Annotated in this window: 20 protein-coding genes; 14 read left to right on the forward strand and 6 right to left on the reverse strand. The window is 64.6% G+C overall.

Going from position 1 to position 22,829, the window contains the following annotated elements:
* Positions 1–9: 9 nt before the first annotated feature.
* Both parC and CAG22_RS02545 read left to right on the forward strand, forming a co-directional pair.
* Positions 10–2,268: a DNA topoisomerase IV subunit A gene (parC, locus tag CAG22_RS02540; protein ID WP_075046538.1), complete on the forward strand. Its 2,259-nt coding sequence runs from the start codon at positions 10–12 to the stop codon at positions 2,266–2,268.
* A 172-nt stretch (positions 2,269–2,440) separates the two neighbouring features.
* Positions 2,441–3,151 (forward strand): membrane integrity-associated transporter subunit PqiC, encoded by a 711-nt coding sequence (locus CAG22_RS02545; RefSeq protein ID WP_085587899.1) that lies wholly within the window; start codon positions 2,441–2,443, stop codon positions 3,149–3,151.
* 160 nt (positions 3,152–3,311) lie between these two features.
* On the opposite strand, the gene CAG22_RS02550 is transcribed toward CAG22_RS02545, so the two are convergent.
* On the reverse strand, positions 3,312–4,769 hold the full coding sequence (locus CAG22_RS02550) for an AhpA/YtjB family protein (RefSeq protein ID WP_085587901.1): 1,458 nt from the start codon (positions 4,767–4,769) through the stop codon (positions 3,312–3,314).
* Between the two features lie 135 nt (positions 4,770–4,904).
* Between CAG22_RS02550 and serB the strand changes: the two genes are divergently transcribed.
* Entirely contained in the window at positions 4,905–6,119 is a 1,215-nt protein-coding gene (gene serB / locus CAG22_RS02555) for a phosphoserine phosphatase SerB (protein WP_085704274.1), read from the forward strand.
* Positions 6,120–6,251: 132 nt separating this feature from the next.
* Here serB and asd read toward each other — a convergent pair whose 3' ends face one another.
* From asd to CAG22_RS02570, 3 genes are read right to left on the reverse strand one after another with little or no spacing between them, the layout of a single operon-like run.
* A complete protein-coding gene (gene asd / locus CAG22_RS28680; protein WP_085704276.1) occupies positions 6,252–7,115 on the reverse strand; it encodes an archaetidylserine decarboxylase in 864 nt (287 codons plus the stop codon).
* 9 nt (positions 7,116–7,124) lie between these two features.
* A complete protein-coding gene (locus CAG22_RS28685) occupies positions 7,125–7,934 on the reverse strand; it encodes a rhodanese-like domain-containing protein (RefSeq protein WP_085704278.1) in 810 nt (269 codons plus the stop codon).
* A gap of 44 nt (positions 7,935–7,978) precedes the next feature.
* On the reverse strand, positions 7,979–9,514 hold the full coding sequence (locus CAG22_RS02570; RefSeq protein WP_085587908.1) for an HDOD domain-containing protein: 1,536 nt from the start codon (positions 9,512–9,514) through the stop codon (positions 7,979–7,981).
* A 130-nt stretch (positions 9,515–9,644) separates the two neighbouring features.
* Here CAG22_RS02570 and motA point away from each other — a divergent pair, with 130 nt between their 5' ends.
* Positions 9,645–10,496: a flagellar motor stator protein MotA gene (gene motA / locus CAG22_RS02575; protein WP_015272014.1), complete on the forward strand. Its 852-nt coding sequence runs from the start codon at positions 9,645–9,647 to the stop codon at positions 10,494–10,496.
* 3 nt (positions 10,497–10,499) lie between these two features.
* The gene (gene motB, locus CAG22_RS02580; RefSeq protein WP_085587910.1) at positions 10,500–11,513 is read left to right on the forward strand and encodes a flagellar motor protein MotB; all 1,014 of its coding nucleotides are present in this window, start codon (positions 10,500–10,502) and stop codon (positions 11,511–11,513) included.
* 191 nt (positions 11,514–11,704) lie between these two features.
* On the opposite strand, the gene rsgA is transcribed toward motB, so the two are convergent.
* Complete coding sequence (gene rsgA / locus CAG22_RS02585; RefSeq protein WP_025340832.1) at positions 11,705–12,736, reverse strand: small ribosomal subunit biogenesis GTPase RsgA; 1,032 nt, start codon at positions 12,734–12,736, stop codon at positions 11,705–11,707.
* 143 nt (positions 12,737–12,879) lie between these two features.
* Between rsgA and orn the strand changes: the two genes are divergently transcribed.
* Entirely contained in the window at positions 12,880–13,422 is a 543-nt protein-coding gene (gene orn / locus CAG22_RS02590; RefSeq protein WP_025340831.1) for an oligoribonuclease, read from the forward strand.
* Positions 13,423–13,522: 100 nt separating this feature from the next.
* Positions 13,523–14,134, forward strand: a complete 612-nt coding sequence (locus CAG22_RS02595) for a trimeric intracellular cation channel family protein (RefSeq protein ID WP_013974442.1) — start codon at positions 13,523–13,525, stop codon at positions 14,132–14,134.
* Positions 14,135–14,344: 210 nt separating this feature from the next.
* Here CAG22_RS02595 and queG read toward each other — a convergent pair whose 3' ends face one another.
* Positions 14,345–15,418 (reverse strand): tRNA epoxyqueuosine(34) reductase QueG, encoded by a 1,074-nt coding sequence (queG, locus tag CAG22_RS02600; protein WP_085704280.1) that lies wholly within the window; start codon positions 15,416–15,418, stop codon positions 14,345–14,347.
* Between the two features lie 65 nt (positions 15,419–15,483).
* Here queG and CAG22_RS02605 point away from each other — a divergent pair, with 65 nt between their 5' ends.
* The 7 genes from CAG22_RS02605 to hflX all read left to right on the forward strand — a co-directional run bounded on the left by CAG22_RS02605 (position 15,484) and on the right by hflX (position 22,781).
* Positions 15,484–16,344: an NAD(P)H-hydrate dehydratase gene (locus tag CAG22_RS02605; RefSeq protein ID WP_085691366.1), complete on the forward strand. Its 861-nt coding sequence runs from the start codon at positions 15,484–15,486 to the stop codon at positions 16,342–16,344.
* Positions 16,332–16,805 carry a tRNA (adenosine(37)-N6)-threonylcarbamoyltransferase complex ATPase subunit type 1 TsaE gene (tsaE, locus tag CAG22_RS02610; RefSeq protein ID WP_025340827.1) on the forward strand — a complete coding sequence of 158 codons (474 nt, stop codon included), beginning with the start codon at positions 16,332–16,334 and terminating at the stop codon, positions 16,803–16,805. Before CAG22_RS02605 ends, tsaE begins: the two co-directional genes overlap by 13 nt.
* A gap of 11 nt (positions 16,806–16,816) precedes the next feature.
* Positions 16,817–18,247, forward strand: a complete 1,431-nt coding sequence (locus CAG22_RS02615) for an N-acetylmuramoyl-L-alanine amidase (RefSeq protein ID WP_085704282.1) — start codon at positions 16,817–16,819, stop codon at positions 18,245–18,247.
* Positions 18,244–20,139: a DNA mismatch repair endonuclease MutL gene (gene mutL / locus CAG22_RS02620; protein WP_085587918.1), complete on the forward strand. Its 1,896-nt coding sequence runs from the start codon at positions 18,244–18,246 to the stop codon at positions 20,137–20,139. The genes CAG22_RS02615 and mutL overlap by 4 nt, the downstream gene beginning before the upstream one ends.
* A gap of 1 nt (position 20,140) precedes the next feature.
* The gene (gene miaA, locus CAG22_RS02625) at positions 20,141–21,112 is read left to right on the forward strand and encodes a tRNA (adenosine(37)-N6)-dimethylallyltransferase MiaA (protein ID WP_085704284.1); all 972 of its coding nucleotides are present in this window, start codon (positions 20,141–20,143) and stop codon (positions 21,110–21,112) included.
* 94 nt (positions 21,113–21,206) lie between these two features.
* Positions 21,207–21,467 carry an RNA chaperone Hfq gene (gene hfq / locus CAG22_RS02630; protein WP_003258160.1) on the forward strand — a complete coding sequence of 87 codons (261 nt, stop codon included), beginning with the start codon at positions 21,207–21,209 and terminating at the stop codon, positions 21,465–21,467.
* 12 nt (positions 21,468–21,479) lie between these two features.
* Positions 21,480–22,781, forward strand: coding sequence for a ribosome rescue GTPase HflX (gene hflX / locus CAG22_RS02635; protein ID WP_015272005.1), 1,302 nt, complete (start codon positions 21,480–21,482; stop codon positions 22,779–22,781).
* Positions 22,782–22,829 lie beyond the last annotated feature (48 nt).

A 22,829-nucleotide genomic window follows, 5' to 3' on the forward strand; every position in this document is an offset into this window, starting at 1 on the left:
GAGGCCCGCATGAGCGACTCACTGGAACTCAGCCTGGACGGCGTGGAACGCCGCTCGCTGGCTGACTTCACCGAACAGGCCTACCTCAACTACTCCATGTACGTGATCATGGACCGCGCCCTGCCGCACATCGGCGATGGCCTGAAGCCGGTGCAGCGACGCATCGTCTACGCCATGAGCGAGTTGGGGCTCGATGCCGATGCCAAGCACAAGAAGTCGGCGCGTACCGTCGGTGACGTGCTCGGCAAGTTCCACCCCCATGGCGACTCGGCCTGCTACGAGGCCATGGTGCTGATGGCGCAGCCGTTCAGCTACCGCTATACCTTGGTCGACGGCCAGGGCAACTGGGGTGCGCCGGACGATCCGAAGTCGTTCGCAGCCATGCGTTATACCGAAGCGCGTCTTTCGCGCTACGCCGAAGTGCTGCTCAGCGAAGTCGGCCAGGGCACCGTGGACTGGGTGCCCAACTTCGATGGCACCCTGCAGGAGCCGGCCGTGCTGCCGGCGCGCCTGCCCAACATCCTGCTCAACGGCACCACTGGTATCGCTGTGGGCATGGCCACCGACGTGCCGCCGCACAACCTGCGTGAAGTGGCCACGGCCTGTGTGCGCCTGCTCGACGAGCCCAAGGCCACCATCGAGCAGCTGTGCGAGCACATCCAGGGGCCGGACTACCCGACCGAGGCCGAGATCGTCACGCCGCGGGCAGAAATCCTGAAGATGTACGAAAGCGGCCGCGGCTCCATCCGTATGCGCGCCGTGTACCGCGTCGAGGATGGCGACATCGTCGTTACCGCGCTGCCGCACCAGGTCTCCGGGGCCAAGGTGCTGGAGCAGATCGCCGCGCAGATGCAGGCCAAGAAGCTGCCGATGGTCGCCGACCTGCGTGACGAGTCGGACCACGAGAACCCGTGCCGCATCGTCATCATCCCGCGCTCCAACCGCGTGGATGCCGATGAACTGATGCAGCACCTGTTTGCCACCACCGACCTGGAGAGCAGCTACCGGGTCAACGTCAACATCATCGGCCTGGACGGCCGGCCTCAGCTGAAGAACCTGCGAGCGCTGCTGCTGGAGTGGCTGGAGTTCCGTACCACTACCGTCCGTCGCCGCCTGCAGCACCGCCTGGACAAGGTGGAGAAGCGCCTGCACCTGTTGGAAGGTTTGCTGACCGCGTTCCTCAACCTGGATGAAGTTATCCACATCATCCGTACCGAGGACCAGCCCAAGCAAGCCCTGATCGCCCGTTTCGACCTGACCGAAATCCAGGCCGACTACATCCTCGAGACCCGCCTGCGGCAGCTGGCGCGCCTGGAAGAGATGAAGATCCGCGGCGAGCAGGATGAATTGCTGAAAGAGCAGGCCAAACTGCTCGCCCTGCTGGGCAGCGATGCCAAGCTGCGCAAACTGGTACGCAGCGAGCTGATCAAGGATGCCGAAACCTATGGCGACGACCGCCGCTCGCCGATCGTCGAGCGTGCCGAGGCCAAGGCGCTGTCGGAAAACGAACTGATGCCGACCGAGCCGGTCACCGTGGTGCTGTCGGAGAAGGGCTGGGTGCGCTGCGCCAAGGGCCACGACATCGATGCCACCGGCCTGTCATACAAGGCCGGCGATGGCTTCAAAGCGGCCGCCGCCGGGCGCTCCAACCAGTTTGCCGTGCTCATCGACTCCACTGGCCGCAGCTACTCGCTGGCCGCTCACAGCCTGCCGTCGGCGCGTGGTCAGGGCGAACCGCTGACCGGCCGCCTGACGCCACCACCGGGGGCTACCTTCGAGTGCGTGCTGTTGCCGGACGACGATGCGTTGTACGTGGTGGCCTCGGACGCCGGCTATGGCTTCGTGGTCAAGGGTGAAGACCTGCAGGCCAAGAACAAGGCCGGCAAGGGCTTGCTCAGCCTGCCCAACGGTGCCAAGGTCATGACCCCGCGCCCGGTGGCGAACCGCGAGCAGGACTGGCTGGCGGCGGTGACTACCGAAGGCCGTCTGCTGGTGTTCAAGGTCAGCGACCTGCCTCAGCTGGGCAAAGGCAAGGGCAACAAGATCATCGGGGTGCCGGGCGACCGGGTAGCCAGCCGTGAAGAATTTGTTACCGATCTGGCTGTGATTGCCGATGGCGCGACACTTGTATTGCAAGCCGGCAAGCGTACCCTATCTCTGAAAGCGGACGACCTGGAGCATTACAAGGGTGAGCGCGGACGGCGCGGCAGCAAGCTGCCACGCGGGTTCCAGCGGGTCGATGGGTTGCAGGTGGAAGTGCCGGCGTAACCGGTTGAAATGTCTGGAACGGCAATTTCAGCGTCGTTCCGGGCAGAAATGCTGGAGTCGGACGGTTATTTCGCGGATGATATGGCCCTTGCGGTGCCGGCGTGGCCGTGTGCCCGTTTGAATCTATGTGTATCACTGCGGTTGGCCTTTTGGCGACCGCCTGGATGGGATGATGAAATTTCTGCGCCTTCCATTTGCGCTGTTGATGACTGGCCTGCTGGGCCTTGGCGGGTGCACCATGCACCAGCCGGTTGCCCTGTACCAGCTCGACAGTGGTGATCCTGGCCAGCCTTCGCAGAGTGCGGGCATGGCCGTGGTGCTCGGCCCGGTATCGGTTGCCGATTACCTGCAACGTGAGACGTTCCTGCAACGTCAGGCCGATGGCAGCCTGAGTTCGGCGACCGACGGTCGTTGGGCCGGCAGCCTTTCGTCGGATATCGACCAGCTGCTGGTGCGCCAACTCGCCTGGCGCCTGGACAGCCAGCGCGTGGTGCTGGCCCCGGCGGCGACCGGTTTCAACCCGGATGTACAAGTACTGCTGTCGATCACTCGCCTGGACTCGGGCAAGGACCAGCCGGCCGTCCTGGATGCCCAGTGGCGCTTGTTGGACCGCCGTGGCCATGTGCGTGACAACCGCATCGTTCACCTCGAACAGCCACACGCGGGCAGCGAGGCGTCGCAGGTACAGGCCCAGGGCCAGTTGCTGCAGAAGCTGGCCGAACAGCTGAGCACTGCGGTCAAGCCGCTGGCCAACCAGCCGGCGATTGCCGAAGAGACGCCAAAAAAGCCGGCTGCTCCGGTGCAGGTGAAAAAGACGCCGGAGAAATCCAAGATCCCGATGGCTGCGCCGATTCGTACCGATATGGAAGTCTACCGGTTCTGATCCAACTGCCAGATACGAAAAAGCCCGCAACGATGCGGGCTTTTTCGTATCTGCTGTTTTTGTACTGTCTGTGCTGGCCTCTTCGCGGGTAAACCCGCTCCCACAGGTTGGTGCAGGCCCCTGTGGGAGCGGGTTTACCCGCGAAGAGGCCAGCCCGGTATCAGACCCGGCGTTCGTGCATCCGCGCCAACTGCCGCTCCAGCATCGACGGGTAGGGCTCCATCAGGCGCTCCACGCAGCAGGCGCCCTCGGGGCTGGCAATCGGGCGAATGCGGGCGCGCTGGCGAATCAGCGTGTCATCGCTGATCTGCCGCTCCACCAGCAACAGGTTGCGGCTGTGCTGCGACAGCGCCAAGGCGTCTTGGGCCTTTTCGGCCATCAGCAGGTCTACCAGCTCCAGCCCTTGCAGGTCGTTGCCCAGAGCCAGGCCCAGTTGCAGCTGCAGGGTAATGCCGCTGTCCGCAACCTCGATCTGCAGGGCATGGCCCAGGGCGCGCAACAGCTCGCCGCAGCAGATGGCGTTGGTCAGGTAGTCCTCGCCGCAGTCGCGGCTGTGGAACAGCACCAGGGTGCTGCCGTCGTTGAGCGTGTGGGTTTCGCCGTCGTAGAGCGAGGCGGCGTGCTCCAGGCAATCGCGGTAGCGCTCGGTCAGTTCGGTCAGGCGCGTGCGCGGCAGGCGACGCAACTGCTCCTGCGAACCCAACTGCACGGCGAGCACGGCGCTGTACTGCGGCTCGTCGGATTCGACCACGGCGGCCTTGGGTGCGCTTTCGTCGTCCAGCAGGCCGGCGAAGGCTTCATCGTCATCCTCGTCCGCCTGGGCGGCAAGCTTGGTGCGCGGTGCAGCCTTGGCTGCCGGAGCGGCGTCGTGCAGGTCGTCGAACTGCTCGTCGTCCTCTTCTTCGGGCTCCGGCTCAGGTGGCGGCGGCGGGGCCAGGCGCGCGTGCAGCTGGCGGGCGATGTCGCCGATCTCGTCCTGGCGGTCGGTAGCCGGGGTATAGGGTTGCGGGTCGCGCAGCCACACCCGCAGCTGCAGCAGCGGCAGGGTGATGAAGCGGCCCTGGCGCAGGCTCAGGGTCAGTGCCAGCACCAGCAGGATGGCGGCAAGGATGCCCATGCTCTGCAGGCTGATCAGCATCGGCTGCTGGAACTGGCTCATGTCCAGGCTGATGCGCAGTTGCCCGGCGGTCACGTCCTGGAAGGTGATCTTGGTCTGGTACAGGCCTTCGGCCTCGCCCAGCAGGCTGTTGCGCGGGCGCTGGCCGGCCTCGGCGAGGATACGGTTGTCCACGCTGTAGATCGCCGCATGGGCCACCAGCGGGTTTTTCACCAGGTTGCCGAGCAGCACGTTGAGGCTGAGGATGTCGTTGGCCACCAGCAGCTCGGTCGCCGAGGTGGCGGTCTGGGTGGTCAGGCTCTGACCCAGGGCATCGGCCTGCTCGTGCATGGCCTGCTTGAACTGCAGGCCCATCACGCAGGCGTAGATCACCAACGCCAGCGCCACCAGGAAAATGTTGGTGCAGGCGATGCGCAGTGCCAGCGGCACGCGACGTTGACTCAGGGCGCGATAGATCATCAGGAAGAAGTTGTCTGCTTTGACGGGCGTGGGCCGGTTCACTGAGCTCGGCTCTTAATGGCATGAAAGTGTGGGGCAGTATAGCGAGCCGGGTTTTGTCGGCAAAGTATCGTTGGCGCCCGACGGTCACGGAAAATCGGTAGAATGCGCATTTTTCATCGAAGTCGGAGCCAGGTTGTGCGCGAAATCGTCCTGATCAACATCACCGGTGAGGACCGTCCCGGTCTCACTGCGGCTATCACCGGCGTCCTGCTGCAGGGCGGTGTGAGCATCCTCGACATTGGCCTGGCAGTCATGCACGGTACCTTGTCGTTCGGCATCCTGGTCGATATCCCGGACAACGAAGTGGCCACCTCCCTGCTGCAGAGCGTGCAGGCCAAGGCCCACGAACTGAACCTGCAGGCCCGCTACACGCCGATTTCCGAGGCGGACTACCAGCACTGGGCCGATGGCCACGGCGAGGCGCGCCACATCGTCACCTTGCTCAGCCGCAAGATCACCCCCGAGCAGCTGCAGCGGGTGAGTGCGGTGATCAGCCAGTACGGCCTGACCATCGAGCGCATCGAGCGCCTGTCGGCCCGTGTGGCGCTGGATGCCGAGACCGACAAGGGCAAGGCGAGCATCGAGATTTCCGTGCGCGGCGTGCCGAGCGATGCCCAGGCGCTGCGTGCCGACTTCTTCGCCTTGGCTGAAGAGCTGAGCATCGACATCGCCTTCCAGAAGGACGACCTGTTCCGCCGCAACCGCCGCCTGGCGGTGTTCGACATGGACTCGACGCTGATCGAAGCCGAAGTCATCGACGAACTGGCCAAGGCCGCTGGCGTGGGTGAGCAGGTGGCCGCGATCACCGAGCGTGCCATGCGTGGCGAGCTGGACTTCCGCGCCAGCTTCAAGGAGCGCATGGCGCTGCTCAAGGGCCTGGATGTGGGCGTGCTGGACGAGATCGGTGCGTCGCTGCGCCTGACCGAGGGTGCCGAGAACCTGTTTGCCGAGCTCAAGCGCCTGGGTTACAAGACGGCGATCCTGTCCGGTGGCTTCACTTACTTTGCCCGCCAGGTGCAGGCGCGCCTGGGCATCGACTATGTGTTCGCCAACGAGCTGGAAGTGGTGGATGGCAAGGTGACCGGCGTGGCTGTGGAACCGATCGTCGATGCCCAGCGCAAGGCCGAGCTGCTGCAGAAGCTGGCCAGCGAAGAAGGCTTGCAGCTGGAGCAGACCATTGCCGTGGGTGACGGTGCCAACGACCTGCCGATGCTGTCGCTGGCCGGCCTGGGCGTGGCGTTCCGCGCCAAGCCGCTGGTACGCCAGTCGGCCAAGCAGGCGATTTCTACCCTGGGGCTGGATGGGGTGTTGTATCTGCTGGGCCTGCGGGACCGCGACGCGCGCGGCTGATCTGAGAATCCGGGACTGCTTAGCAGCCCTTTCGCGACACAAGGCCGCTCCTACAGGGAATTGCATATCTCCTGTAGGAGCGGCCTTGTGTCGCGAAAGGGCCGCAAAGCGGCCCCAGGTTCCATCAGGCAATCAAACCTGCACAGGCGCCGCCAACTGCTGCCCCATGCGCACCGCGGAACCAGCACCCAGATTCTCCGCCCACTTCACCTGCTCCGGCCCGAACAGCACGATAGCAGTCGACCCCAGCTTGAAACGGCCCAGTTCGGCGCCTTTCTCCAGGTGGATCGGCGCGCGGCTGGCTTCGTCGTAGCGGAAGGTCTTCAGTTCACGCTTGGGTGGCGTCACCAGCCCGGCCCACACGGTTTCGATCGAAGCGACGATCATCGCGCCAACCAGCACCACGGCCATCGGCCCGCGCTCGGTATCGAACAAGCAGACCACGCGCTCGTTGCGGGCGAACAGCTCGGGGACGTTCTCTGCGGTGGTCTGGTTGACCGAGAACAGGCGGCCCGGCACGTAGACCATTTCACGCAGGGTACCGGCCAGCGGCATGTGCACGCGGTGGTAATCCTTGGGCGACAGGTAGATGGTGGCGAACTCGCCGCCCATGAACGGCGCGGCCATGGCCGGGTCACCGCCCAGCAGCTCCTGCGCGCTGAAACCGTGGCCCTTGGCCTGGAAAATGCGGCCGTGCTCGATCGGGCCAAGCTGGCTCACGGCACCGTCGGCCGGGCACAGGATGGCGCCCGGGGTCTCGTCCAGCGGGCGGGCACCCGGCTTCAGGGCGCGGGTGAAGAATGCATTGAAGTGCTCGTAGGCGCTCAGGTCCTCGACCAGCGCTTCGCTCATGTTGACCTGGTAACGCTTGGCGAACCAGGCGGTGAAGGCGTTCTTGAACCAGCGCACGCGGCACTCGGCGATGCAGCCGGCCAGCCGCGACAGCAGGTGGTGCGGCAGCAGGTACTGGCTGATGATGAACAAACGGGATTTCATGCAGGTTCCTTAGACTTCTACAGGCGTGTCCGGGTGGTTGCCCCATTCGCTCCACGAGCCGGCGTAGGCCTTGACGCGCGGGTAGCCGAGGGCCTTGGCCACCAGGTAGGTGAAACCGGAGCGGCGGTGGGTCTGGCAGTGGGTAATCACTTCCTTGTCGGGGGTGATGCCCAGTTTCTGCAGGACTTCGGCGATGTCCTGGCGAATGCGCAGGTGGTCGTTGAGGTCCATGCCGGCGGTCCACTCGAAGTTGATCGCGCCGGGGATGTGGCCGCCCTTGGCTGCCAGCACTTTCTCGCCGCTGAATTCCTGCGGGCCACGGGCGTCCCAGATGACCAGATCGTCGGCGCCCAGGCGGCTTTGCAGGTACTCGCGGGTGGCGGTGGGCGAACTGTCGATGCGCAGGTGCACCGGCGTGTTGCCGCTGGCGGGCACTTCTGTGGAGAGCTTGTCGGCGGGCCAGGCCTGGATGCCGCCATTGAGGTAGTGGTAACGCTTGTGGCCGATCACGTCGAGCAGCCAGATGAAGCGCCCGGCCCAGCCGCCGCCCTCATCGTCATACACCACATACACGGCATCGTCGCGGTGGCCGAGTTCGCTGAACAGTTTTTCCAGCTCGCCCAGGGCCGGCAGCAGGCCGGGCGCGGGGGGCTGGCCGAGCTGGGTACGCTTGCCTTCGACGAAGCGTGCGCCGGGGATATGCCCGCTGACATAGCGGTTGGCGCTGCTTAGGTCGACCAGGATCAGCTGTGGCGAATCCAGGCGCGACAGCAGGTCCGCGGCTTCGATCACCAGGGGCAGGCCGGAAAAGTCAGTCATCCACGGTCTCCAGTGTGGAAAGAGGGGCGATTGTAGCGCAAGGCTCAGGCCTTGCGGTTGGCAAACACCGACAGCGCCCGTTCGGTGCACTGTGCGGTCTTGCCGAAGGCTTGCACGCTGATATCGGCCAGGGGCCGGCAGCCCTGGTCAGCCACCATCAGCATCAGCACCTGGTCCGCCACCGCCAGCGAGCGCAGCAGCACGTGTTCGCTGCGGAACAAGGCACGCAGCGGGGCCGGCAGCAGGGCCGAGAACTGGCTGTGGTTTTCCGGGGTGATACGCAATTGCCCGGCCTTGGCCAGCAGCTTTTGCAGCAGTTTGTTCTGTGCCACCGGCAGTACCAGTGCCCCGGCTTCCTTGGGCAGGCCGGCCATCTGTTGCACGCGCAGCTGGTCGTTGGCCTTGTCCAGGCTCAGCAGCAGGATCCGCTGCATGCCAGAGGCCAGAAGGGCCTCGATAACCTGCGTGGCCAGGTGCACGCTGTTGGTGAACGGGCTGGGCTGGGCCAGAAGGTCCTGGCACAGCTTGCGCCAGCGCGCCAGTTCGTCGCTGGTGGGCGGTGGCGGAGCCAGCATGTCTGGGTGCGGGCGGCGCTGGTGCCAGGGCCAGATCAGCGCTTCGGCCGGGTGGAACAGGGCATGCTGGGCATGGCGGCGGGCGCTGGCCGCAGCCTGCTGGTGCACCTGCTGCTGCACGTCTTCCAGCGAGGTCTGCAGGTACAGTGCGGTCAACAGTTGCCAGCGCAGCAGGTGCGGGTTGTCCCAGCCCACCTGTGCCGCCAGGGCCAGGTTGTTGGCCAGCAGCACGGTGTTGGCCGGCTGGTTGAACCAGCGGCGCAGGCCAGGCTCGGCGTCCAGGCGGTGTTGCTGGCTGAGCAGGTCCGGGTCGCGGGCGATACTGAGCACCTGGGCCAGTTGTTCGCGTTCTTCCAGCAATAGGCGGTAACCCTGGGTCACCCATTGTGGCAGGCGCCAGTACTCCGCCATGGTCTGGCAAAGCTCCATGATGCGCACGCCAAACAGTTCTTCCTCGACATGGGCGGCGTCTTCGCCCTTGTGGATAACCCGCAGCTCCCAGGTATCGAGCAGCTTGGGGTAGGCCAGCGCCAGCGGCCAGAGTGGCGACAGGAACAACAGGCTGCCCCAGTGGATTTCCTGCCACAGCCGTGCAAGGCGGCTGGCGAACAGGCCGCTGGCCTGCTGCGAGGCGTGCTGGCTGATCAGCTGGAACTGGCACAGTACCGGTGGGATTTCTTCGACGGGCACAGCTGGCAGGCGTTTGAGCAGCTGTTCGCTGCGCTCCAGGCCCAGGCGGTTGAGGGCGACTTCCAGGCTTTCGGCGGGCTCTGCCAGGCTGGCATTGGTGGGGTGATTGGCTTCGCGCATCACCGACAGCACCAGTGCCGGGCTATCCTGCATCAGTTCGGCGATATCGCGCAGCGAGCGGCGGCTATCGTGGATGGCGGCCATGACCCGGTCGTAGCTGTGCTTCGGCACGGGGATGCGAACACTCTCGAGCAGCTTTACCCAGGCCTCTAGCGTACGTGGAGCCTGAGCGGGCACCTTGGTTTCAATTGGCATTTTGACATCAGTCCGAACTGGCTTTTCGCATTGAGTGGCTATAGTCTGGCGCAGTTCTGCCGATAAGTAGAAGAAGAGTTTTAAAGCTCCCGTCTCTTCCCCTGACCACGACAGCAAGTGCTTTGAACCTATGGCTAAAATTATCGGCATCATCGTCGTATTCGCGAGCGTGCTCGGCGGATACGTGCTTTCCCACGGCAAGATCGCGGCGCTGATCCAGCCGTTCGAAGTACTGATCATCGGCGGTGCGGCCTTTGGTGCATTCCTGCAGGCCAACCCTGGCCACATGACCATGCACGTCATCAAGAAGTCGATGAAGATGTTCGGCTCGCGCTTCACTCATGCCTTCTACCTGGAAGTGCTGGGCCTGGTGTACGAGATCCTCAACAAGAGCCGACGCGAAGGCATGATGGCCATCGAGGCCGACATCGAGGATGCCGCCGCCAGCCCGATCTTCGCCAAGTACCCGACGGTGCTGGCCGATGAGCGCATGACCGCGTTCGTCTGCGACTACCTGCGCATCATGTCCACCGGCAACATGGCCCCGCACGAGCTCGAGGGCCTGTTCGACATGGAACTGCTGAGCATGAAGGAAGAACTGGAGCACCCGTCCCATGCGGTGACCGGCATCGCCGACGGCATGCCCGGCTTCGGTATCGTTGCGGCGGTACTGGGTATCGTGGTGACCATGGCCTCGCTCGGCGACGGTGACCAGGCCTCTATCGGCCTCCATGTGGGTGCGGCACTGGTGGGTACCTTCTTCGGTATCCTGGCGGCCTACGGCTTCTTCGGCCCATTGGCCAAGTGCCTGGAGCACGATGCCAAGGAAGAGCTGAACCTCTACGAATCGATCAAGGCTTCGCTGGTGGCCTCGGCCTCGGGCATGCCGCCTTCGCTGGCGGTCGAGTTCGGGCGCAAGGTGCTGTACCCCAAGCACCGCCCAAGCTTCGCCGAACTGGAACAAGCGGTTCGCGGTCGCTGAGTCATGGAGAACAATCAGCCCATCATCGTCAAGCGCGTCAAGCGCTTTGGCGGCGGCCATCACGGCGGCGCCTGGAAAATCGCCTTCGCCGACTTCGCCACGGCGATGATGGCGTTCTTCCTGGTGCTGTGGCTGTTGTCCACGGCCACGCCGGAACAGAAGATCGCCATTGCCGGCTACTTCAAGGACCCGATCGGTTTCTCGGAAAGCGGAACGCCCTACGTCATCGACCTGGGCGGCTCGCCTCAGCTGGCGCCGGAAAAGACCATCAACCCCGAAGCCAAGTCGGAGCCGACGCCTGATACCAGCATCCAGCTGGACAAGGACCAGGTGGAGACCATGGCCGAGCAGGTCGAGCGTGAGCGCCTGGAGTTGCTGCTGCAGGAACTGCAGAACAAGGTGGAAGAGAACCCGCAGCTGCAGAAGTTCAAGGACCAGATCCTGTTCGAGATCACCCAGGACGGCCTGCGCATCCAGATCATGGACGCCGAGAACCGGCCGATGTTCGACATTGGCAGCGCGCGCCTGCAGCCGTACTTCGAGGACATCCTGCTGGCCATGGCCGACACCATCAAGGCGGTGCCGAACAAGATCAGCATCAGTGGCCACACCGACGCCAAGCCTTATGCCGGTAGTGGCGAGTTCGGCAACTGGGAACTGTCGGCCAACCGCGCCAACGCCGCGCGCCGTGCACTCGTGGCCGGCGGCTACCCGGATGACCAGGTGGCGCGGGTGGTGGGTTATGCCTCGTCGTCGCTGTTCGATCGCAAGGACCCGTTCAACCCGGTCAACCGCCGCATCGACATCATCGTGCTGACCAAGAAGGCCCAGCGCAATATCGAAGGCGAGCAGGGCGCGCCGGAAGCACCGGCTGCCGAGCCTGCGCCGCCGGCCGCTGCGGCACCGGCGGCGCCAGGGGAGGCCGGACAGGCCCCCATGCAGCCGCGTGAACTGCGCCAGAAGCTGAACATCTTCGAAGAGGGGACGCTGAAGATGGATGAGGCCAAGGACCAGTAAACCGTTTTTCGTCCGGCGCGGTCCCTTGTGGGAGCGGCCTTGTGTCGCGAAAGGGCCGCAACGCGGCCCCGGCAATATTTGTATTAATGCTGATATCTGGGGCCGCTGCGCGCCCCTTTCGCGACGCAAGGCCGCTCCCACAGGATCGCGCCGTAGCTGAAACCGGCGCAGAACCTGAGGGGGGCAAGCGGTCAGTAAGCGTCTTCCGGCAAACTGGCAATGATCGAGCGGTAGCTGTTCATCCGTTGCTGCTTGATACGCCCCTCGTCCAGCGCCTTGAGCAGCGCGCAGCCCGGTTCGCGATCATGCTTGCAGTCGCGGAAGCGGCAGGTGCCGAACAGGTCGCGGAACTCGATGAAACCATCCTCCACATCACTGCGGCTGACGTGACCCAGGCCGAACTCGCGGATGCCCGGCGAGTCGATCAGGTCGCCACCGTTGGGGAAGTGGTACAACCGCGCGGTGGTGGTGGTGTGGGTGCCCTGGCCAGACCACTCCGACAGGTCGCCGACACGGGTGCCGGCGTCCGGCAGCAAGCTGTTGACCAGCGACGACTTGCCCACCCCCGACTGGCCGACGAACACGCTGATGTGGCCGTCGAGCATCTGCTGCAGGCGTTGCATGCCGTCACCGTGGTGGGCCGAGACCTCCAGCAGCGGGTAGCCCAACTCGCGGTAAACCTCCAGCAGCGCATGCAGGCCCGGGCCGTTCTCGTCGTTGATCAGGTCGGCCTTGTTCAGCAGCAGCAGCGGGCGAATGCCGGCGTGCTCCGCCGCCACCAGATAACGGTCGATGAGGTTGGGGTGCGGTTCGGGCGCGGGGGCGAAGACGATCACGATCAGGTCGACGTTGGCCGCCACCGGCTTCAGCTGGCCGTGGTTGTTCGGCCGGCACAGCTCGGTACTGCGCGGCATCTGCGCGACGATTACGCCAATGCCCTGGTTGCCCGAGCGCCATACTACGCGGTCGCCGGTAACCAGCGCTGGCAGGTTGGCGCGCAAGTGGCAGCGGAACACCTGGCCCGCGGCTTCGCCGTCCTGGGCTTCCACTTCTACCTGCACACCGAAGTGCGCAATCACCAGGCCCAGCTGTTCCGGCCCCAGGTCGCCACCCTCCAGTTCCTGCAGCACGTGCTGTTCGCGTTTGGCCGCACGCGCGGCGCGCTCGTTCTGGATTTTTTCGATGCGCCAGTTCTGGCGGCGATTGAGCTGGCGTTTGGCCATGAAGATTCCGTGCGTGGGGGCAGGTTGAAAACGGCAGGCAGTTTAGCACGCCAGGCGCCGGACCATTTGGCTTACCTTCGCGCCGTGAATGGGCGTGCCTTGGCCACTACGCTACTATGACGGCCTATACGAGGAGCCCCCGCATGCAAAACCCACAGAACCTGATCTGGATCGACCTGGAAATGACCGGCCTGGATCCGGACAGCGACGTCATCATCGAGATGGCCACCATCGTCACCGACAGCGAACTGAACACCCTGGCCGAAGGGCCGGTGATCGCCATCCACCACAGTGACGAAGTGCTGGCGCGCATGGACGAGTGGAACACCCGCACCCATGGCGCTTCGGGCCTGACCCAGCGCGTACGCGAGAGCAAGGTCGACATGGCCGCAGCCGAGGCGCAGACCATTGCCTTCCTCGAGCAGTGGGTACCGAAAGGCAAGTCGCCGATCTGCGGCAACAGCATCTGCCAGGACCGCCGCTTCCTCTACCGGCACATGCGCAACCTGGAAAACTACTTCCACTACCGCAACCTGGATGTCTCGACCCTGAAGGAGCTGGCTGCACGCTGGGCGCCTGATGTGCGTGACAGCTTCAAGAAGGGCAACACCCACCTGGCGCTGGACGACATCCGCGAATCCATCGCCGAACTGCGCCACTATCGCGAGCACTTCATCAAGGTGTGAGCCGAAAAGGCGCAGATATTGTATCTGCGCCCTCTTTTGGTGCCATGGGCAACTGGTTAGACTGCGCGCCTTTCTCGCACGCCCGCACGGACCCCGCACCATGTTGTTGATGCTCTACCTCATCGCCATCACCGCCGAAGCCATGACCGGCGCGTTGTCTGCCGGCCGTCGCGGCATGGACTGGTTCGGCGTGGTGCTGATTGCCTGCGTCACCGCCCTGGGTGGCGGCTCGGTGCGTGACGTGCTGCTCGGGCATTACCCGCTGACCTGGGTGAAGCACCCGGAATACCTGGTGCTGACCAGTTGTGCGGCGCTGCTGACCATCTTCATTGCGCCGATGATGCGCCGCCTGCGCTCGCTGTTCCTGGTGCTCGATGCCCTGGGGCTGGTGGCCTTTACCCTGATCGGCTGCATGACCGCACTGGAGATGGGGCAGGGCATGCTGGTGGCGTCGATCAGCGGGGTGATCACCGGGGTATTTGGCGGGATCTTGCGGGATATCTTCTGTAACGACATTCCCCTGGTATTCCGCCGCGAGCTGTACGCCAGCGTGTCGTTTGCCGCGGCGTGGTTCTACCTGGGCTGTGTGTATTTCAAGGTGCCGGCGGAGCAGGCGATGCTGCTGACCTTGTTTGGCGGGTTCCTGGTGCGGTTGCTGGCGATTCGGTTCCATTGGGAAATGCCCAAGTTCCACTACAACGACCAGCAGTAACGCAGTTCCGGCACAACATGGCCCTTGTGGGAGATTGCCCAGCCCTTGGGGCTGCGCTGTCGCACAGGGAACAATATTCGAGAGTGTGTCACCTTCCTTGTGGGAGCGGGCGTGCCCGCGAAGCGGCCAACGCGGTGTATGGCACCGGCTCCGCCGGTGTTCGCGGGCACGCCCGCTCCTACAAGGATTGCGCAGGCTCTGGGGCTACCGCTATTGAACGCCGTGCTGCGCCAGCGCCCACTCCACATGCTCCCTCACCAGCTCCGAGGCATCCTCGCGCCGCGCCTTCAGCGCTTCGATCACCGGGATCGTCGATGGCGCATTGCCAAGCCCCACCGCCAGGTTGCGCAACCAGCGCTCATACCCGGCCCGGCGCAATGGCCCGCCTTCGGTCTTGCGCAGGAAGGTCCTTTCATCCCACAGGAACATCTCCGCCAGCTCGGCATTCTCCAGCCCGTGCCGTGGCTGGAAGTCCTGTTCCTGGCTATGCCTGGCAAAGCGGTTCCACGGGCAGACGATCTGGCAGTCATCGCAACCGAACACCCGGTTGCCCATCTTCGAACGCAACTCGACGGGGATCGGCCCCCGCAGTTCGATGGTCAGGTAGGAGATGCAGCGCCGTGCATCCAGCACATACGGCCCGACGAAGGCCTGGGTCGGGCAGATGTCCAGGCAGGCCTGGCAGCGCCCGCAGTGTTCGCTGGTGGTGGCTTCGTCCACCGGCAGCGGCAGGTCGACGAACAGCTCGGCGAGGAAGAAGTAGCTGCCCGCCTTGCGGTTGAGCAGCAGAGTGTTCTTGCCGATCCAGCCCAGCCCGGCCTGCTCGGCCAGGGCCTTTTCCAGCACCGGAGCGCTGTCGACGAAGGCGCGGTAGCCGAACGGGCCGATGGCTTCCTGAATGCGATCGGCCAGGAACTGCACGCGCTTGCGCACCAGCTTGTGGTAATCCCGGCCCAGGGCGTAGCGCGATACGTAGGCTTTTTCCGGCTGCGCCAGGCGCTGCGCCATCTGCGTGTCGCCGGGCAGGTAGTCCATGCGCAGCGATACCACGCGTACCGTGCCGGGGATCAGTTGCTCCGGGTGCGCGCGTTTGCTGCCGTGGGCGCCCAGGTAATCCATCTCGCCCTGGTAGCCGGCGTCGAGCCAGCGCTGCAGGTGGTGTTCGTGTTCGCCAAGGTCGACCCCGGCGATGCCGACATGGGCAAAACCGAGTTCTTGGCCCCAAATCTTGATCGATTGGGCCAGTTGGGCCAGTTGGGCGAGGTCAGGCGTACAGGCGGACATGGATGGGCAAGGCAATACGGGCTCAGGTGCGTATAATTCTGCCAGACATTGGAGCCTTTGACCCCATGCCGCAGACCAAACACCCCAGCCATACCCCTCAATTGCTCAGCAGCGTGACTGTCGCGCACCTGCCGGCACGGCATGCGCACGCCCATAAAGGCGACTTCGGCCATGTACTGGTGGTCGGTGGCGACCTCGGTACCGGCGGCGCCGTGCTGCTCAGTGCCGAGGCCGCCCTGCGCTGTGGCGCGGGGCTGGTCAGCGTGGCGACCCGGCCTGAACACGTGACTGCCAGCCTGGCGCGCCTGCCCGAGGTCATGTGCCTGGGCGCCACTTCGGCCAACCAGTTGATGGGCGTGCTGGAGCGCGCTTCGGTGCTGGTGGTCGGCCCAGGCCTGGGCCAGGCAGCCTGGGGCCGCAGCCTGCTGTCGGCGGTGGCCAATGCCGAGCGCCCGCAGGTGTGGGACGCCGATGCCCTGAATTTGCTGGCGCGCACCCCGCTGGCCCTGCCCAGTGGCAGTATCCTTACCCCGCACCCCGGGGAGGCGGCGCGGCTGCTGGGCATTTCCACCGAGGCTGTGCAGGCGGACCGCGCGGGCGCCGCACGCAAGCTGGCGCGCCGTTACAACAGCGTCTGCGTGCTCAAGGGGGCTGGCACTCTGGTGGCCGACCCGGCCGGGCAGCTGCTGCTGTGCGAACGTGGCCACCCGGCCATGGCCGGTGCCGGCCTGGGCGATGTGCTGACCGGTGTATTGGCGGCGCTGCTGGCCCAGGGCCTGGATGCCTGGCATGCCGCGGGGCTGGGGGTATGGCTGCACGCCTGTGCCGGCGAGCGTCTGGGCGTTAAAGGTAGAGGCCTGGCTGCCAGCGATCTGGCGCCGGTCATTCGTGAGTTGTTGGAGGAGCATTCTGCGTGTCTGGCTTAAACCTGTTTCTGGCCGATGAAGCGGCCACGGTCGAATTCGGCGCACAACTGGCCGGGGTGACCGGCGGTCACGGCGTGATTTTTCTGGAAGGTGACCTGGGCGCGGGCAAAACCACGCTGTCGCGTGGCCTGATTCGTGGCCTGGGCCATACTGGTGCAGTGAAAAGCCCGACCTTCACCGTGGTCGAACCTTACGAGATCGGTGAGGTGCGGGCGTTCCATTTCGACCTGTATCGCCTGGTCGATCCGGAAGAGCTGGAGTTCATGGGCATTCGTGACTATTTCGAGGGCGACCCGCTGTGCCTGTTCGAGTGGCCACAAAAGGGTGCGGGCGTTTTGCCAAAGCCCGACCTGACCATTACCATAAGCCCCCAAGCGGGCGGACGCTCGCTGATCCTTTCGCCGCAGGGGGCTCGCGGCGAGGCCTGGTGCGTTGCACTGGCCGAACACTATAAACAGTAAGTGGGGTAGGTATGCGCATACGCGCACTGGTCGCCATCGTTGGGCTGCTGCTGACAACGGTGACCGTTGACGCTCTGGCCGTCACTCAAGTCAAGAGCATGCGCCTGTGGCGCGCGCCGGACAACACGCGGCTGGTCTTCGACCTGTCTGGCCCCGTGCAGCACAGCGTCTTCACCCTGAGCGCACCTGATCGCCTGGTTATCGACATCAATGGCGCGACCTTGGCCGCGCCACTGAACGTGGCTACCTCCAATACGCCGATCAGCAGCGTGCGTTCGGCTCAGCGCACCCCGACCGACCTGCGCGTGGTGGTCGACCTGAAAAAATCGGTCACCCCAAAAAGCTTCACCCTGGCGCCCAACGCCCAGTACGGCAACCGCCTGGTGGTCGACCTGTACGACCAGGAGGCTGACGCCATTGCGGCCAGCGCGCCGGCTCCGGCCCCGACTCCGGCACCAACGCCTGCAACCACGCCGGCAGTACCGGTGACCCCGGCCCAGCCTGCCATCAAGCTGCCGCCGGTACCCAGCGGCAAGCGTGACATCGTGGTTGCCATCGACGCCGGTCACGGCGGCGAAGACCCGGGTGCGTCCGGCTCGCGTGGCCAGCATGAAAAAGACATCGTGCTGCAGATCGCCAAGGAACTGCAGCGCCAGATCAACAGCGAAAAAGGCTTCCGGGCCGAGCTGACCCGTACCGGCGACTACTTCATCCCACTGCGCAAGCGCACGGAAATCGCCCGCAAGAAGGGCGCCGACCTGTTCATCTCGATCCACGCCGACGCCGCGCCGTCCCGCGCCGCCTTTGGCGCCTCGGTGTTCGCCCTGTCCGACCGCGGCGCTACCTCCGAGACCGCGCGCTGGCTGGCCGACACGGAAAACCGTTCCGACCTGATCGGTGGTGCCGGTAACGTCAGCCTCGACGACAAGGACCGCATGCTGGCCGGCGTGCTGCTCGACCTGTCGATGACCGCCACGCTCAGCTCCAGCCTCAATGTCGGGCAGAAGGTGCTGGGCAACATGGGCCGCATTACCTCGCTGCACAAGCAGCGGGTGGAACAGGCCGGCTTCATGGTGCTGAAGTCGCCGGATATTCCGTCGATCCTCGTTGAAACCGGGTTCATCTCGAACAACAACGAAGCCGCCAAGCTGGCCACCGCCAGCCATCAGCAGGCCCTGGCCCGTTCGATCCACACCGGTGTGCGCCAGTACTTCCAGCAGAACCCGCCGCCTGGCACCTACATCGCCTGGCTGCGCGACACCGGCAAGATCGCCGCTGGCCCGCGTGAGCACACGGTACGCCCTGGCGAGACCCTGGCGATGCTTGCCGTGCGCTACCAGGTCAGCGTGACCAGCCTGCGCAGCACCAACAGCCTCAAGACCGATGAACTGAAGGTCGGCCAGCGCCTCGATATCCCCGCTACCACGTTGGCCTCGCAATGAGTGGCGGTTCGCGCATCCAGCTGCTCAGCCCGCGGCTGGCCAACCAGATTGCCGCGGGTGAGGTTGTCGAGCGGCCGGCCTCTGTCGCCAAGGAGTTGCTTGAGAACAGCCTGGACTCCGGCGCCCGGCGTATCGACGTGGAAGTGGAGCAGGGCGGCGTCAAGCTGCTGCGGGTGCGTGACGATGGCAGCGGCATTTCCGCCGACGACCTGCCGCTGGCCCTGGCCCGTCACGCCACCAGCAAGATCCGCGAGCTGGAAGACCTGGAAGGGGTATTGAGCCTGGGCTTCCGTGGTGAGGCCCTGGCCTCGATCAGCTCGGTGGCGCGCCTGACCCTGACCTCGCGTACCGCCAGCGCTACCGAGGCCTGGCAGGTGGAAACCGAAGGCCGCGACATGACCCCGCGGGTGCAGCCGGCGGCGCACCCGGTGGGTACTTCGGTGGAAGTGCGCGACCTGTTCTTCAATACCCCGGCCCGGCGCAAGTTCCTCAAGGCCGAGAAAACCGAATTCGATCACCTGCAGGAAGTGATACGGCGCTTGGCGCTGGCGCGCTTCGATGTCGGCTTCCACCTGCGCCACAACGGCAAGAGCATCCTCAGCCTGCACGAGGCCCACGATGAAACCGCCCGTGCGCGGCGGGTGGGTGCCATCTGCGGCCCGGGTTTCATGGAGCAGGCGCTGCCGATCGACGTGGAGCGCAATGGCCTGCGCCTGTGGGGCTGGGTCGGCCTGCCGACCTTCTCGCGCAGCCAGGCAGACCTGCAGTATTTCTTCGTCAACGGCCGTGCGGTGCGCGACAAGCTGGTCGCCCACGCCGTGCGCCAGGCCTACCGCGATGTGCTGTTCAATGGTCGGCACCCGACCTTCGTGCTGTTCCTGGAGCTGGAGCCCAACGGCGTCGACGTCAACGTGCACCCGACCAAGCACGAAGTGCGTTTCCGCGAGGGGCGCTCGGTGCACGACTTCCTGTATGGCACCCTGCATCGCGCCCTGGCCGATGTACGCCCGGAAGACCAGTTGGCGGCGCCTGCTGCCGTGCCCGAAGTGCTCCGCCCCACGGGCCAGCAGGCCGGTGAGTTCGGCCCCCAGGGCGAAATGCGCCTGGCCTCGCCGGTGCTCGAGCAGCCGCGTGCCCCGCAGCAGTCGTTTTCCAGTGGCGGCAGTGGCGCGGGTTACCAGTACCAGTACACCCCGCGCCCCTCGCAGCCGCTGCCAGCCGCCGAGGCACAGGCGGTGTATCGCGAGTTTTACAAGCCGCTGGATGAAGGCGCGGCGCCAACGGCGTTGCCCGAAAGCCAGGGTGACATTCCCCCGCTGGGCTACGCGCTGGCGCAGCTCAAGGGCATCTATATCCTGGCCGAGAACGCCATCGGCCTGGTGCTGGTAGACATGCATGCGGCCCATGAGCGCATCATGTACGAGCGCCTGAAGGTAGCCATGGCCAGCGAAGGCCTCAGCGGCCAGCCGCTGCTGGTGCCCGAGACCCTGGCCCTGAGCCAGCGTGAGGCAGACTGCGCCGAAGAGCACGCGCAGTGGTTCCAGCGGCTGGGCTTCGAACTGCAGCGGCTGGGTCCCGAGACCCTGGCCATCCGCCAGATCCCGGCTTTGCTCAAGCAGGCCGAGGCCAACCGCCTGGTGCAGGATGTACTCGCCGACCTGATGGAATACGGCACCAGCGACCGTATCCAGGCGCACCTCAACGAACTGCTCGGCACCATGGCCTGCCACGGCGCCGTGCGCGCCAACCGGCGCCTGGCGATCCCCGAGATGAACGCCCTGCTGCGTGACATGGAAAACACCGAGCGCAGCGGCCAGTGCAACCATGGTCGCCCCACCTGGACCCAGATGGGCCTGGACGACCTGGACAAACTCTTCCTGCGCGGTCGATGAAATGAGCGGCAAGCCCCCTGCAATATTCCTGATGGGCCCGACGGCGGCCGGCAAGACCGACCTGGCCATCGAGCTGACCAAAGTACTGCCGTGCGAGCTGATCAGCGTCGATTCGGCGCTGGTCTACCGCGGCATGGACATCGGTTCGGCCAAGCCGTCGAAAGAAATCCTCGCCGCTCACCCGCACCGGCTGATCGACATTCGCGACCCGGCCGAAAGCTATTCGGCTGCGCAGTTCCGTGCCGATGCCCTGGAGGCCATGGCCGAGATCAGCGCGCGCGGCAAGATCCCGCTGCTGGTGGGCGGCACCATGCTCTATTACAAGACGTTGATCGATGGCCTGGCCGACATGCCGGCGGCCGATGCCGCGGTGCGTGCCGAGCTGGAAGCCCAGGCCGAAGCGCTGGGCCTGGCCGAGTTGCACCGCCAGTTGGCCGAGGTTGACCCTGAGTCGGCGGCGCGCATCCACCCCAACGACCCGCAGCGGTTGATCCGGGCGCTGGAGGTGTACCGGGTGAGTGGCGAGAGCATGACGGCACATCGACAGCGTCAATTCGCGGAAAGTCGCGGCGCAGACGCAGGCGCTGGCGGACATTTGCCCTATACTGTCGCGAGTTTGGCGATTGCTCCTACAGATCGTCACATTTTGCATCAGCGAATTGCGTTACGATTTTCACAGATGCTGGAACAGGGCTTCGTCGACGAGGTCCGATCGCTGCGAGCCAGAAGTGACTTGCACGCCGGGCTGCCGTCTATACGGGCAGTGGGGTATCGGCAGGTCTGGGATTACCTGGACGGCAAGCTGACTGAGAATGAGATGCGTGAACGCGGTATCATTGCCACCAGGCAGCTGGCCAAGCGGCAGTTCACCTGGTTGCGTGGCTGGCCCGAAGTACACTGGCTTGACAGCCTGGCCTGCGACAATCTGTCCCGCACCTTGAAATACCTTGGGGCCATCTCCATATTGAGCTGAGTCCCTGCTGATTGCCGTCTATTCTTGCGAAGGGGCGGCCTAATTTATCGATTTTCTTGATTTTCTATTATTTATCCTTACAGGAGTGCGGCATATGTCAAAAGGGCATTCGCTACAAGACCCTTACTTGAACACCTTGAGAAAAGAAAAGGTCCCGGTATCCATCTACCTGGTCAACGGCATCAAACTGCAGGGTTCGATCGAGTCCTTCGACCAGTTCGTGGTACTGCTGAAGAACACCGTCAGCCAGATGGTCTACAAGCACGCCATCTCGACCGTGGTTCCTGCCCGTCCGGTTCGTCTGCCAAGCCCGTCCGATTCCGAACACGGCGACAGCGAGCCAGGCAACGCCTGATAGGAGCCTGCATTGTTCTTTGAGCGCCACGGTGGTGGTGAGCGGGCGTTGCTCGTTCACTTGGAAGGTCAGAACCCTGAGGCGCGCGAAGACCCGCAGGAGTTCCAGGAGCTGGCATTGTCGGCCGGTGCCGACATCGTCTCGCTGGTCACGGTGGCAAGGCATCAGCCTTCCGCCAAATACCTGATTGGCAGTGGCAAGGTCGAAGAGTTGCATGACCTGGTCCATGCCGAACAGGTAGACCTGGTGATTTTCAATCACACCCTCACGCCCAGTCAGGAGCGCAACCTCGAACGTGTGTTCGAGTGTCGTGTGCTCGACCGTACCGGGCTGATCCTCGATATCTTCGCCCAACGGGCGCGTACCCATGAAGGCAAGCTGCAGGTCGAACTGGCCCAGCTCGAGCACATGAGCACGCGGCTGGTGCGCGGCTGGACCCACCTTGAGCGACAGAAGGGTGGTATCGGCTTGCGTGGCCCGGGTGAAACCCAGCTGGAAACCGACCGCCGCCTGTTGCGGGTGCGCATTCGCCAGATCAAGTCACGCCTGGAGAAGGTGCGCAGCCAGCGCGAGCAGGCGCGGCGCGGGCGCAAGCGTGCGGACATCCCGTCGGTATCGCTGGTGGGTTATACCAACGCCGGCAAGTCCACGCTGTTCAACGCCCTGACCGAATCCGAGGTGTATGCCGCGGACCAGCTGTTCGCCACCCTCGACCCGACCCTGCGCCGGCTCGAGCTGAACGACCTGGGGCCGATCGTGCTGGCCGATACCGTGGGCTTCATTCGCCACCTGCCGCACAAGCTGGTCGAGGCATTTCGGGCTACGCTCGAAGAGTCGAGCAACTCCGACTTGTTGCTGCATGTGATCGACGCCCATGAGCCTGAGCGCATGGAGCAGATCGAGCAGGTATTGGCGGTGTTGGGCGAGATTGGTGCCGAAGGGTTGCCGATCCTCGAGGTGTATAACAAACTCGACCTGCTCGAAGATGTCGAGCCGCAGATCCAGCGCAATGCCGATGGCAAGCCGGAACGGGTCTGGGTATCGGCACGCGATGGGCGTGGCCTGGAGCTGGTCGGCCAGGCGATTGCCGAGTTGCTGGGGGATGATCTGTTTGTCGGTACCCTGTGTCTGGAGCAGCGTTTTGCCCGCTTGCGCGCGCAATTCTTTGCCCTGGGTGCCGTGCAGAGTGAAGAGCATGATGAAGAAGGGCGCAGCCTGCTGAGCGTGCGACTGCCCATGGTCGAACTGAATCGCCTGGTCAGCCGCGAAGGCATGGAGCCGCAAGTGTTTGTCGAGCAACACACTTTGCAATAAATGCTCGTCGAGGTCGCCGGGCAGCAGTGACAGGCATTCTGTAGCATT

Origin of the sequence: Pseudomonas sp. B8(2017), assembly GCF_002113575.1 — a bacterium.
Classification (GTDB): domain Bacteria; phylum Pseudomonadota; class Gammaproteobacteria; order Pseudomonadales; family Pseudomonadaceae; genus Aquipseudomonas; species Aquipseudomonas putida_Z.